This window comes from Bacillus sp. FSL R9-9530 (assembly GCF_038008145.1).
Taxonomy (GTDB): Bacteria; Bacillota; Bacilli; order Bacillales; family Bacillaceae_G; genus Bacillus_A; species Bacillus_A mycoides.
Window position 1 is genome coordinate 360,431 of the sequence record NZ_JBBOYO010000002.1, and the last position, 12,826, is coordinate 373,256.

The 12,826-nt window shown below is 37.3% G+C and carries 11 protein-coding genes; 10 read left to right on the forward strand and 1 reads right to left on the reverse strand.

Annotation, left to right across the window (positions count from 1 at the left end; translation table 11 throughout):
• Positions 1-68: 68 nt before the first annotated feature.
• Positions 69-431 carry a DUF6241 domain-containing protein gene (locus MKX66_RS29595; RefSeq protein ID WP_326996348.1) on the reverse strand — a complete coding sequence of 121 codons (363 nt, stop codon included), beginning with the start codon at positions 429-431 and terminating at the stop codon, positions 69-71.
• A 314-nt stretch (positions 432-745) separates the two neighbouring features.
• Here MKX66_RS29595 and MKX66_RS29600 point away from each other — a divergent pair, with 314 nt between their 5' ends.
• The 10 genes from MKX66_RS29600 to MKX66_RS29645 all read left to right on the forward strand — a co-directional run bounded on the left by MKX66_RS29600 (position 746) and on the right by MKX66_RS29645 (position 12,735).
• Positions 746-892, forward strand: a complete 147-nt coding sequence (locus tag MKX66_RS29600; protein ID WP_341088045.1) for a hypothetical protein — start codon at positions 746-748, stop codon at positions 890-892.
• A 267-nt stretch (positions 893-1,159) separates the two neighbouring features.
• On the forward strand, positions 1,160-1,501 hold the full coding sequence (locus MKX66_RS29605) for a hypothetical protein (protein WP_046956582.1): 342 nt from the start codon (positions 1,160-1,162) through the stop codon (positions 1,499-1,501).
• A gap of 170 nt (positions 1,502-1,671) precedes the next feature.
• Entirely contained in the window at positions 1,672-1,860 is a 189-nt protein-coding gene (locus MKX66_RS29610; protein WP_326996349.1) for a hypothetical protein, read from the forward strand.
• Positions 1,861-2,020: 160 nt separating this feature from the next.
• A complete protein-coding gene (locus MKX66_RS29615; protein ID WP_326996350.1) occupies positions 2,021-2,437 on the forward strand; it encodes a hypothetical protein in 417 nt (138 codons plus the stop codon).
• 66 nt (positions 2,438-2,503) lie between these two features.
• Entirely contained in the window at positions 2,504-2,854 is a 351-nt protein-coding gene (locus MKX66_RS29620; protein WP_305927892.1) for a PrgI family protein, read from the forward strand.
• Entirely contained in the window at positions 2,855-3,769 is a 915-nt protein-coding gene (locus tag MKX66_RS29625; protein ID WP_326996351.1) for a hypothetical protein, read from the forward strand. It begins immediately after the preceding gene.
• 2 nt (positions 3,770-3,771) lie between these two features.
• Positions 3,772-5,871 (forward strand): VirB4 family type IV secretion system protein, encoded by a 2,100-nt coding sequence (locus tag MKX66_RS29630; RefSeq protein WP_147740120.1) that lies wholly within the window; start codon positions 3,772-3,774, stop codon positions 5,869-5,871.
• A gap of 30 nt (positions 5,872-5,901) precedes the next feature.
• Entirely contained in the window at positions 5,902-9,936 is a 4,035-nt protein-coding gene (locus MKX66_RS29635; RefSeq protein ID WP_341088063.1) for a hypothetical protein, read from the forward strand.
• Entirely contained in the window at positions 9,933-12,143 is a 2,211-nt protein-coding gene (locus MKX66_RS29640; protein ID WP_341088064.1) for a lysozyme family protein, read from the forward strand. The genes MKX66_RS29635 and MKX66_RS29640 overlap by 4 nt, the downstream gene beginning before the upstream one ends.
• A gap of 16 nt (positions 12,144-12,159) precedes the next feature.
• Positions 12,160-12,735, forward strand: coding sequence for a hypothetical protein (locus MKX66_RS29645; protein ID WP_002166785.1), 576 nt, complete (start codon positions 12,160-12,162; stop codon positions 12,733-12,735).
• Positions 12,736-12,826 lie beyond the last annotated feature (91 nt).

Sequence of the window (12,826 nt, forward strand, 5' to 3'; positions counted from 1 at the left end):
ATTACCTGTTTTTTTATGTTTTTTGTTAATAAACAACTATTGTATTTTAGCTATTATTAATGGAAGCATTAATTTATCTCCGGATTCTGTTTTTTACTCCACCCTACAATAGAATTTCCTGAATAAGTAAGATTCCTTGTTAATGTACTATTAATATAAGCTACTTCTTCTTCCGATGACAAAATTGTAAGTGCCTCACCAATCTGTCCATATTGTAAGCTCCAAACTTTATTATGTTGTGAAACGGCATCACTATAGTCTCCTTTTTCCCAACTTCTTAAAATTTCCTTATATGCAACTTCTGAAATGAATTTATGATTGTTTACTATATTGTGTAGACTTTTTATACGTTCTTGTGTAATTAAAAGAAATCCAAATTTTTCTTCAGCGCCAATCTTTTGGTGAGACATTTCATGTATAACTTTTTGCACTTCTTTTTCTTCCCATTTTCTTTTTTCATTAAATTGGCTATTTTTTAAAGAATAATTTCCGTTATCTAGTTTTACTGCATCTTGAAAAGGACTCTAGTACAGGTCCTTTTCAAATATTCGCAGCCACGGCAATTAAAGCAAGAGGGTGGGCCGTATACAATGGATATTTAGAAGAAGAAATTCTTGATCCTAGTAATCCTACTCATTTAAGGGTTATTTGGGAAGCATTACATACAAGTCCAGATTATAATATCGAGACTGCGGCTTGGGTCTTAAAATGGGGTGCTATTCATCTCCTTGGATTTAGTGTTAATATGCTTGAATATAATGTTAAAGAAATACAAGAAACATTGTCACGTTATAACGGAACGGGAGATGAGGCTTATGAATACGGATTAAGAAATTCCGAGATTTATAAAGGCTTTGAAAAATATAACGTGCTTAGTAGATTAGGAAGGTAGTTATTATTATATATAAGTTTTTTAATATGGTATGAAATTGTCGTTTCATACCATATTTTATTTATATAGCATAATAGGATTTAGAGTAATTTAATATCCATGCTGTTAATACATCTTGAATCTAATAGATAAGCCAATAACTTTTGATATTCCAGGTAAAGCTTTTCTATTTCATTCTCCTAATATGTAATAGTTAATACTCTTTTTTTATTCTTTTAAGGTGCAGTTTGGAAGAATTCGTCTATAAATTCTAGAATGAAAGCATAAGTGAAAAGCCCAATTGGCAATGAATTTACAAATAAAGCGAAAATTCTTATGACTAATTTTTCTTTGCTGAACATTGAAATGAAGCTTAAAGGAACTGCAAATAATGAAGCAAAAAATGTAACTGATATAAAGACTTTTAATATTGATTCTACATTCGCATTGGAAGTTAGTGCTGAAATGCATAAGGATATTGGTATAATTGAAATTGTAGCTAATGCTATTAAGAATGAAATTTTAGTAAATATCTTCAAATTTTCTCTTTTCAAAAAATTACCTCCATTCACTAAAAACATAATTGTATTGGTTTTTTACCTTCAATTCATAATAAATCTCTTAAATTAAGTATACAATAATATATTGAGCTATATTCAATTTAATTACAATGATAAAGAAGATATGATATATATATACTAATTATAGTATTCCCTTTAAAATACAACACTTAATTGTGTAATTTTTACATATTTAAGTGTTGTATTATTACATTATAAAGACTATAGAGGTAACGTATTATGCAAAAGAAAAAAGAAGCTTATTATGTAAATGTGTATACACTTAGAGACAAAACTACAAAATCCATAAAAATAGAAACATGGCGTTCATTTAAAGAAGAAAAGAATGTTTTAGGTATTACGGACAGTGACATTTTCCAAATTCAAATGATCTTATACGATCCAAACAAAGAAAATAAGCAAAAATAAAAGCAAGATGGCAGAAGAAATGTCTATCTTGCTTTTATTTTTGTTAAATATGTAAAGAAAGTCTTGTGTTTTAAAAATCGTATTGCTATAATATAAATGTAATAGGATTTAACGATAAAATAAAAAATTAATCAGTTCGCATATAAGAGAAGACCTCAATATGCGCCATGTCCTTAGGGGACGTGTGCGTATATTGGGGTCTTTTTGCGTTTTGCGAGCAAAAACACCCGGAGGTGCAGGAATTATGTTGAATTGGTTGTCTGCAAAACTTATGACAACATCAGTAGGAGATTTCTTACTGGCAAAAAGTAGTTTTACGAGTGGTCTTGGAAAAAGTAGTGGTACGAGTGCGCAAACCGTTCAAAATAGTATGAATACCCTTGTAAAAACATTAATTGGTTTTGGTGGTATTTGGGTAGTTGCTTGTGTTGTATTCGCAAGTATTAAACTATCAGGTGCACAAGGGAAAAACCCAGAAAATCGTACACAAGCTATGCTTGGTTTGGCTTGTGCGGCAATTGGAGGCTTTATCATGATCAAAGCGTACGACATCGCTTCTTGGGTTACAACAATCTAACATAAGAGTTTATACAAGCTCTCCTCTATTTGGGGAGAGCTTCTCTTATACAAAGGAGAAAACAGAATGAGAAAAGTAACTGTTCCTGTTGATATGACTTCGGAACAAAAAACACTGTTAGGTGTGCTGAGTAAACGTCAATTAATTTATCTATTAGGTGGCGGGGCGTCCCTATATTTATATGTACCGTTCTTATGGCGGCTATTTGCACCTATTGATGTGGTGGTAGCATTTTTTATTTGCTTAATTTTAGCACTACCGACGGTAGTAGGTGTGATAGCATTTGCGTTTATTTATAAAGAAAAACAACACATGTATCTAGATAAGTATTTACTTATTAAAATGCGTAGCCGTTCCGAAAAAGGGAAGTGGAGAAAAGGGTACGAGCCAATTACATGGGTAAAGGAGAATCTATAGATGTTAGAGATGATATATTTTGCGGCGATAGCCATTGTGGGATTTTTCTTTTATCGAAAAATGAACGGGAAGCCGCTGTTTGGATTTAAGAAAAAGGGAAAGAAACAGGGGGGAGTAGAGCAGCATACTGCTGATAAAGGTGGAAAGAAAAACAAAAAGAATGCGCCTGCCGAATCGACAATTGATGAGGACAATGTAGACTTCTTTAGCAATTTTGTAGAGGACATTAAGGAAATTGACAATCATATGATTCGATATCATGATGACACATTTGTCCTAATCGCGGAAGCACATCCAGTAAACTATTACTTACTTTCCAACATGGAACAAGAAGCAATTGATATCAAAATTGAATCATGGTTAACAACATTAGAGTTTAATACAAAAGTATATATCCAAAGTAAATTTGTAGATTTAACAGATCCTGTACGAAAAATGACAGAAACGATGAAAGGTGCGAAGGACCTTACACCAGAGACAATACTATATGGTCAAGAAGTTATCGATAACTTAGAGTACTGGCAATGTTCACAGCCCCGATATGAGCAAAAACGTTATTTAATTTACCCATACAAGGTGGATATTAGTACGATTACAGCTGATACAGAGGAAGAATTGGAAGAAAAGATTGTAGATAAAGCGTTTAACGAATTATATCGTCGTTATAATGCTTCGCGAAATTTATTATCAAAAGCAAAAATTAATGTAGAAATGTTAACGAAAGATAAATTGATAGAACTCTTATACGTATCGTTTAATCGCCGTAAAGCTGTGAAAGCGCGTTTCCAAGATTTAATTGAAAATGAAAACTTCTCTCTGTATTCAACAGGTGAAACAAATGAGAGAAAACTAGAGTTAATAAAGAAAGTTCTAGCAGAAGAAAAAGCTGAAAAATCAAATAATGGGGTGGCGTGAATATGAAGTTGTTTGGAAAGAAGAAAAAAGAAAAAAAGAAATTAGAAGCAGAAGAGAAGGATGAATTGGAACTAGAGGAGGAAGAGCAGGAGCAAGAAGAGGTACCCACTCAATTAGATAATCAAACAACCGTGTTTGATGTCATTGCCCCAGAAGGCATGAAAATTGATGCAGAAGACTATGGGGTGATTAAGCAGTCTTTAGGAAGTAATACCTTCTTCCGTCCGTTTTATATTCCACGTGATGGATACCCTCGTATGATGCAAACCAATTGGTTGAACATGTTAACTTCAGCTGGGGAAGTCGATGTCATGATTGATATTCATAAAGAGCCAAAAGCGAAAGCGATGCGATCGTTAGATATGCAGCTAACGATGTTACGTTCAAACCTTTCTTTCCAACGCACAAGAGGAAACATTGACCAAGAAAAAGACTTAGATGCAAAAATTCAAGATACAAACAATTTAATGGATGAAATTCAGTTTAATGAGAATGACTCCTATATGGTGAGTACGATGGCTGTTGCGTATGCAGAATCAAAGAAAGAATTAGACGTTTTATGTGAGTATCTTGAGGATGAAATGCAAGCATCACACTTTAAGATAGCAAGTACTTGGAATCGTGTGAAAAGTGGTTTGAAAGCGGTTATGCCACTAGGTGCACCAAACACTTTGCAAGATACATATCGAAATATCGATAGACGAGCCTTATGTACATTTGCACCGTTTGTGTCAGGATCCGGAAGATTTAATGGTGGTATACCAATAGGAAAGAACAAAATTACTGGGCAAATAGAATTTTTAAATTCGTTCGGGAATGCAGATTATCGCCCACCAAATTATAACATTGGTGTGACCGGGATTTCGGGTTCGGGAAAAAGTTTACTTTTAAAAATGAAATTAGCTCGTGAAACGTCACTTGCAGATACACATGCAATGATTATCGACCCAGAGGGAGAATTCGTAAAGATTACAAAACGTCTAGGCGGTATTAACTTAAATATTTCACCAGAAAGTAATATCATTATTAACCCTTGTGCAATCGCGGTAACAGAACTTCAGATTACAGATAAAGATGAAGAATTAGAAGCACTTGAACAATATGATAAGAAAGAACTCATAGAACGTGATGGCGTGAAGTATGTAAGATTCGTACCAATTTTAGAGAAAATTAATGAAATACTAGGATTCTTTGACATTATTATTCGCGGACAAGATTTTGATCAACCAGGATTAAATGTATTCCAACGTACGATGCTGGAAGATGCGATTCGCGAAGTGTTTGATAAACATGGCATTACTTCCCACCCTTCATCTTTATATACAGATGAAGTGAAAAAAATGGATGGACAATTAATTCAGTCTCAAGTGAGAAAGCCTGAGCCAGAGTTAAAAGAAATCTACGATGTAATAGTAGAACATCATGGGGACGATGTGAAAGCAGAAGAGTTAATTGCCGCGATTCGTCCGTTCTTACGTGATGGTTCAAAACCATTATTTGATGGACAAAGTCATTTTGGCCGTGGTGTGGAAACACAGTTAAATGAATCACGTGTTGTTAACTTTAATATTAGTCATTTAGAAGAAGGATTCTTAAAACCAATCGCCTTCCACGTTATCCTGAACTATATCTGGGAGCATTGGATTAAGAGCCCAGAACACGCTATCAAACGAAAAGTGTTATATGTGGATGAAATGTGGCAGTTTATCGACTATGAACAAACAGTTAACTTCTTAGAAAAAGTAGCACGCCGCTCTCGTAAGAGAAATGCAGGTATGTGTTGGGCAAGTCAGGACTTTGTTCGTATTTTAGAAAATGTAAAAGCACGTGGTATCTTGCAATCCACTTTCTCTTATTTTTTCTTAGAACAAAATAAGATCGATAAGAAAAAGATCCAAGAAAACTTTAACTTAACTGCTGGGGAGCTTGATATTATTCTCAACAACCCAGGAAAAGGAGAAGGAATTTTCCGTGTAGGGGATAGTTCGGTTTGGATTCAAACAGATCCATCAGACAAAGAAATGATGTTCATTGAATCGAATGAAGCAGTACTACAAGAGCTTTTAAATAACATGAAGAAAGTACAAGGGTACGCAGGGTAATAGCGTACCTTTGAAAAGGAAGGTGAAATTATGCTAGAGAAAATAGTAGAGTGGGTCGGAGGCCTAATTATTGTTTTAGTGAAGGCTTTTCTTGGTCCGGTTTATGCGACTTTGGACCCTCTTCCAGTCTTAGTGTTTGGGGGAAATGGGACAGAAGGAAAAGGGACAAATTTAGATTTCTTATTTTCGGGAGATTCTCTAACCAAAGTATTAGACACAGGTATGCCTGTCATGTTTAAGTTTGTTGCTTTTTGTGTCCTCATCAGTGTAGTGATTACGGCAGCAAAATATTCAGCGACAGCTATTAATCCGAATAATCGAACGGCATTAATAGAGTATGCGAAAGATTTAATGATTATCTCGATTTGTCTTTGGCATTTGGATTACTTCTATACTCTTATATTTGATATCAATTCGTGGGTAATAGTAGAGTTCAGAGACGCTATCAATGGAGTAAGTGGAGGGAATTTTGACCCGGATAAGGGTACTAAATTTCTACAGCCTGGATTTGGTGGGGCTGGACTTACAATTACTGAGCTGAGTCTGAAAGGTCATGAAAATGACTATATGTTTATTATATTTGGTTTGTTTATAGAAGCTGGTCTCATCGTCTGGGCAAACTTTTACTATTTAATGCGTGCGGTGTCACTATATGTCTTAATGTTAATGGGTCCTTTAATGGTAGGTATGTGGCTATTCCCACAAAAGAAACAACAGACATTATATTGGATACGTGAATTTATGGGGGCAGTGTTCATACAAGCGATTCATGCGATTACCTTATGGCTCATTATTTCTTTAATTGGAGCAGCAAATAGTCCGTTACTCAAATTAATGTTACTTGCTATGTTTATCCCAATAGGTGAGATTGTGAAAAGTTTTATTGGTCTTAGCACCAATGCATCAGGTGGTATTCATAAAGCGGGTACGATGATGGGTATGGGGGCCTTAGCAAGTGTGGCTGGGCTGGTTAAAGGTGTTCGTGATGACTACCGTAATTCGAAAGCGAAACCTAATGATAAAGGGAATAAAGAAGAGACAAAAGAAGATGCTGATAATCCCAAAAATGCATTAGGAGCGAATTTAGGAACAGATATTGGTACAACATCTCGTGCAGCTCGTATGTTAAAAGCAGGGCAAATTGGAAGTTCAATTGGTAAAGCGGCAACGGGACTTGCGGGTATGGCCGCAGGAGCTGGGCTTGGACCAGAAGGAATGGCAATAGGGACAATGGTTGGTAGTATAGTGGGTGGAATTACTGGTGCAGTGGCTGGTAGAACTGCTGCTACAGTCGGCGAAGGAGCTGTAGCGTTAGGGAAACATATTGGTTCAAGTGTGAAGAAGGGTGCGGACACGTATTCAAATTTAAATGGAGAATCCTATCCAGAATTAACCGATGAAGATATTGCACAGGATTTAGCTACAAAAGATTTTGAATCTTGGAAAGCGGATAATCCTGATTCAGCAGTTACGAGTCGATTAAAACAAGCATTTCCTGGTGCATCCGATGCAGAAATTGCTAAGAAAGTAGCGAAAAGCAATAGTGATCAAATGTCTCACTTTAAAAATCAGCGTAAACAAGATTTTCAGAATATGAAGAAAAACGCTACACCATATGGAAACGCTAAAGATTTAGTAAATGCAGCAACAAATGCATTCCAAAAAGGATATGAGGCAGACCATAAAGATACGTTTATGAGTCAACTGCCAGAAGGTATGCCAGCTGAAGAGAAAGAGCAAAAATGGAGTGACCATTTAGACTCAAAAGTACAAGGATTTAGAAATCATGCAGAACAGGCGGCAACAAAAGCTGGAGCAATGCCAGTTGATGCAAAAGATAAGCAAGGAAATAACTTGTTTGATAAGTCCTATGTGAATAAAGATGCTTTTGCTTCTCAACTTGCATTAGGAAAAGTCGGAAAAGCAGTGGAGGATGTAAAAGGAGAAACGTTAGAGAGTGGCCATCAAAACATGGGACAGGTTGGTGCTCTTGTAGGAGCTTCAACCGCTGCGTTTAAGAAAGCATATACTGCAGATCATAAGGCTGGATTTATGAAGCAATTGCCTGCGGATTTACCACAACAAGAAAAAGAAGCGGCATGGAACAAGCATGTAGGCCACAAAGTACAAGGTTTCGAAAATCATGCCCAAAAAGCTGCGGAGCAAGCAGATATTGTTCAGCAAAAAGATGGAACAAGCTATGCGAATAAGAAAGCTTTCGCTTCTCATTTATCACAACAGTTACAAAATAATCCAAACTTAAATGCAATGGGTGTATCCAGTACTGCAGGCATTCAAAAGGCAGTCAATGGCGTGAAAACACATGGTTTGACAAGTGGATATGGAAGCCAGAATGCCAAACAAGTAAGTAATGTTGGGAACCTGGTCCAAGCTTCTACGGAATCCTTTAAACAGGGATATGCGGCAGAACAACAAGCAACCTTTATGAAAAACTTGTCCCCAACCATGTCTCAACCGCAAAAAGAGCAGGCTTGGCAGACACATTTAAACCAAAAAGGAAATGAATTTAAAGCAGTAGCTCAGCAAGCAGCAGTACAAACTGGAGCGATGCCAGTACAAGCAAAAGATACGAGTGGTAAGAGTCTACATGCCCAGTCGTATATCAATAAAGATGCTTTTGCTTCGCAATTAACGAAAGGCTTACAGAGTCATGCAACCCTTGGGACAGTGAGCCAACAAGTAAGCTCAGGGATTACAAGTTCTATTCAAGGAGTTAGATCACACGGTGTTGCTGCAGGTGGTGCAATTAATAAAGCTGTGTATGCAGCTACACAAACGCAAGCAAGTATGGCGCGTGCAGGAAATCTTTCCGTTTCTGAAATTCAACGTTCGTATGCAGATGCGTCTGCAGGTGTAGCAAGTATTGCACAAAGTGCTGGTAAAATGTCTATCCCCACTTCAGCTGTGGGACGTATGACACAGCAAAGTACGAAGATTGGCATGAGTGTGATGGAAGGTGTCAAACATTTTATGCCTACAAATGCACTAGAGAATGTTTCAAAAGCATACTTTAATGCGTCAAGTGCTGTTCAGCAGGCAGGAGGGAATGCAGTACAAAAAGCGATAAGTGGAAGTGCAGCCGCTGTTCATACTTCATTAGGAGGTAACGCGGCAGAACGCCATTACAATGTTACAAAAGGATTAAGCTATGCTGCTGGTGTGATTGGTGGCGCAGGTGCTTACCAAGCAGCTGCACGTACGGTAAGTAAATATAACCCGTACAATAAAGCAGTTCAAACTGAAGCAAAAGAAATTCAAGAGATTCAGAGAATGGTACCAACAACAACAGACCATACAGGAACACAATCTGTTGCCAAAGGGGCTGTACGTTTAGTTACGACGAATAACAAGTCATGGATTGAAGCAAAAGATTCCAGTGGGATGACACAAGTTGTATCTCGTTATGGTAGTGGAGATAGTAGCATTCGTTCCGGACAAATGGTATATCAAGATTTAAATATTGCAGACGGGCAGTTGACACAGTACCGAAATGGTATGAAAGCATCCCCAGCATATATACAAGATTCAAGTGGTGGGAAAATTAGTATAAATCGCTCGATTAATGCAAATCCAAATCAATTGGTAGGAAATCAAAATCCAAGACCAATACAACAAAAACCAGTAATGAGCGAACCGCCAATCACTGTGAATCATAAAATAGACAATGGGAATTTCTACATGTCCGATTTAGACCAGGGTGGATATAAGAATGTACAAATGGTCGTAGAAAGAGACCGTAGTTATATGGTAGCTACCACAACAGAAGGTACAGTTTCACGTATCTCACCATTCGGAAAAGGAGATACACGTTTACAAACAAACCAAAGAATTGAAAGAATCTGTGAAGTAAAAGATAGCAGTATTAAACCAAAAGAAGAAATTTTGGTTACACATACACAGGACGAAGTAGTACGTGCAGAGACACAACTGAATTTATCAGAACATGACCCGCAAAATCTGATTCCATTTGCACCAAACCCGCGTTTAGCACAGCGAAAAAGACGAAATGATGAGCATGGAAAGTATGGTGTGACAAGTCTATGAGTCAGAATCCAAACGATCCAAATGAACAGAAAAAAAGCAATCCCTTAAAAGATGTAGCGTCTCACTTTATCAAGAAAAAAGGGATGCAAGCTGGCGGGAAAATGGCAAAATTGGCAGGAAAAGCAGGAAGGGCGGCAGCGAAAGCTGCTGCCAAACTGCTAAAAAAGGCAACGCTTAAAATTGTAGGGTCAATATTAGCCGCGGTTGGATTACCTGCAGCTATCATTATGTCGCTGATTATTGTGGTGTGTGTCATTTTAGCATCATTTGTACCGTTTACAAAAGATGAAAGTAAAACAGAAGAACAAGTAAAAAAGTATATGGAAGTTTCAATGGCTCTAAATGTGGATTGGAAAGAGATTGTTGCTTTTGACATGGCACGGTATGATAATGATCTCACCGGTAAAGATCCACATGATGCGATTTCATATTTTTTGGATATCCAATATGAAGAATATACGGAAAAAGAGGTATGTGAGGCAGGACCAAACGGTCCTTGTGAAAAAAAGAAAAAGGAGATGCAAAAAACAAAATCTGAGAGTTACTCCGGACCAGATGTAAAAAAGATTTTAGGAGATACAGATTTTAAGAAAAAAATAGATGAGATTAATGCTAGTGGTAGTAAAAAGGTGACAACCTCTTCTCATGGGCTAGAGAAAGCGATGGAACTTGCAAAATTTAGTGAGAGTCAAAAAGATCGTGCGCGTGAGATATTAGCTGCAGGGATGTTAGAGGGAATGTATGGACATCTAGCCCCAACTGGTGGATTTATCGGGGGCATGTGCGTAGGTTCTGTTAGTCCTGGTGGAGAGCCTGTTAATATCAATGAAAAAGTAACAGGCTATCTTCCCAAAATTAAAGAGATGGCAGAAAAACATGGTGTTGCTCAATATGTTGGTATTCTGGCAGCTCAAATGATGCAGGAATCAGCTGGAGCAGGAAATGACCCGATGCAAGCATCAGAGGGACATTATGGAGACTTGAGTCCATCTTGTATAGGTGTAAAAGGAAATGCTCGAATGGGGTGTATTACAGATCCGAATATTTCTATTGAAGCAGGAGTACAGGAATTTAAAGATGTGCTAGGACAAGCGAATGGTGACGTCGCTCTCGCCTTACAGTCATATAATTTTGGGAGTGGTTTTATTAGCTATGCATTAGCAAAAGGTGGTTATTCAGAGGAAACAGCCATTGAATTCTCAAGAAGTAAGGCACATTTAAATCCGGGTGGTTGTTCTGACCCTAATAACTTCCGAACCAAAGTTGGAGCGTGTTATGGGGATTATACGTACGTTACCAAAGTTTTGAAATTTTACAAAGATTTAGGTTGCGTAGCGTCTGGAGATGGAGAATGGGTGTCTGATAAAGGTTGGAAATGGCCAACGAAATCAGGGCGTATTACAGATACGTTTGATGCGGTTCGTGGTGGAAAACAACATAACGCTGTAGATATTGGGGCCATGACCGCCGGAAAAGCTGGAGACCCTGTGTGGTCGATGGAAGTTGGTATTGTAACGAACCAAACAGGAAATGTAAATGGTGGTGGTTTAGGTGTTTATGTAGACCATGGAAATGGCATTGTATCTCGCTACTTACACTTGAGTAAAATATCAGTTGCACCAGGAACCATGGTAACAAAAGGACAAATCATTGGGGAGATGGGCGGTTCTAACTATAATAAAGATACTGGTTTACTTAATATGAATGGATACGCTGTCCATTTAGACTTCCAGATTCGTATTAACGACCAACCAACAGATCCAATGAAATTCTTTAAGAAAAATGATGATCCGGGATTATCATCAGGCGGTTCTCCTGTTATGACGAATGACAAAAGACAAAAGGTACTAGCAGAAGCGAAAAAATGGCTTGGGCAAGGAAAAGTTAGATATGTATTAGGGGATCGTAATCCACCAGGTGGCACTTCAGATTGCTCAGGATTTACGCAGTATGTCTTTAGAACAAGTATAGGTGTACAACTTGGAGAGTGGACAGGTGCTCAAGTTGGACAAGGTAAACAAGTACCAGACATCAATCATGCACAACCAGGAGACCTCATCTTCTATGAAAACCCAGGACACGTTGCAATTTATATGGGGAATCAGAAAATGATTCATATTGGTGATGATAAGGGTGTACAAATTACAGGTCTAAACTATACGGCAAGAGGACAACATATGACTCAAATCCGTAATGTTATAGACTGATAAGGGATGAGAGAAGATGAAGAAAGTAATCAATATTTTGTCCAATATGCCTCGTAAGTACTTGGTGGTATTGGGGGTCATAGTTTTAGTGCTAGGTGTAGCTACCTATAATACCATTCATCGTTACATGATGAAATCACAAGTACAAGAGGAAGAACAAGTAAATCAAGATGAAATAGAAATGCTTGGAGATAAGCCAAAGGGATTTGATACAAAAGAAGAGGAATATATCGCGAAAACAAAAACAGTAGAAGACTTACTACGAAAAATATCTTCCAGCAGTTATGATGTGCCATATTTGTTTACAAAGGCTGGATTTGGTATTGAGCCAATGAAAATGACAAGTAATGAGCGCATGCTTGCAACAGAAGCTGTACAACGATATTTCCTGCATGGAGATAAATTCTATAATGCTCGTATTACAAAAATAGAACGCGGAAAAAAAGTAGATACGTACCACATTGAAGTTCAAATTCAACAAGTGAATTTCCTTGAACCACGTCAATTTAAAGTGCAAGTCAATCAATATGCACAAATTGTAACACCAATTGAACAAATTCCGCACGGGCAAGAAGAAGTACCAGTGGATTAAGTGGAAAATGAGGGTTGTGGAAGAAAAAACACAACCCTTTCTAAAAAAAATAAAGAGTACCCTAAAAACATTTATTGAATATTCATAATTT

Coding starts and splice junctions, on each gene's coding strand:
- MKX66_RS29610 (WP_326996349.1), top strand. CDS start 1,672: ATGCAAAAGAAAAAAGAAGCTTATTATGTAAATGTGTATACACTTAGA.
- MKX66_RS29625 (WP_326996351.1), top strand. CDS start 2,855: ATGTTAGAGATGATATATTTTGCGGCGATAGCCATTGTGGGATTTTTC.
- MKX66_RS29620 (WP_305927892.1), top strand. CDS start 2,504: ATGAGAAAAGTAACTGTTCCTGTTGATATGACTTCGGAACAAAAAACA.
- MKX66_RS29615 (WP_326996350.1), top strand. CDS start 2,021: ATGCGCCATGTCCTTAGGGGACGTGTGCGTATATTGGGGTCTTTTTGC.
- MKX66_RS29600 (WP_341088045.1), top strand. CDS start 746: ATGCTTGAATATAATGTTAAAGAAATACAAGAAACATTGTCACGTTAT.
- MKX66_RS29640 (WP_341088064.1), top strand. CDS start 9,933: ATGAGTCAGAATCCAAACGATCCAAATGAACAGAAAAAAAGCAATCCC.
- MKX66_RS29630 (WP_147740120.1), top strand. CDS start 3,772: ATGAAGTTGTTTGGAAAGAAGAAAAAAGAAAAAAAGAAATTAGAAGCA.
- MKX66_RS29645 (WP_002166785.1), top strand. CDS start 12,160: ATGAAGAAAGTAATCAATATTTTGTCCAATATGCCTCGTAAGTACTTG.
- MKX66_RS29635 (WP_341088063.1), top strand. CDS start 5,902: ATGCTAGAGAAAATAGTAGAGTGGGTCGGAGGCCTAATTATTGTTTTA.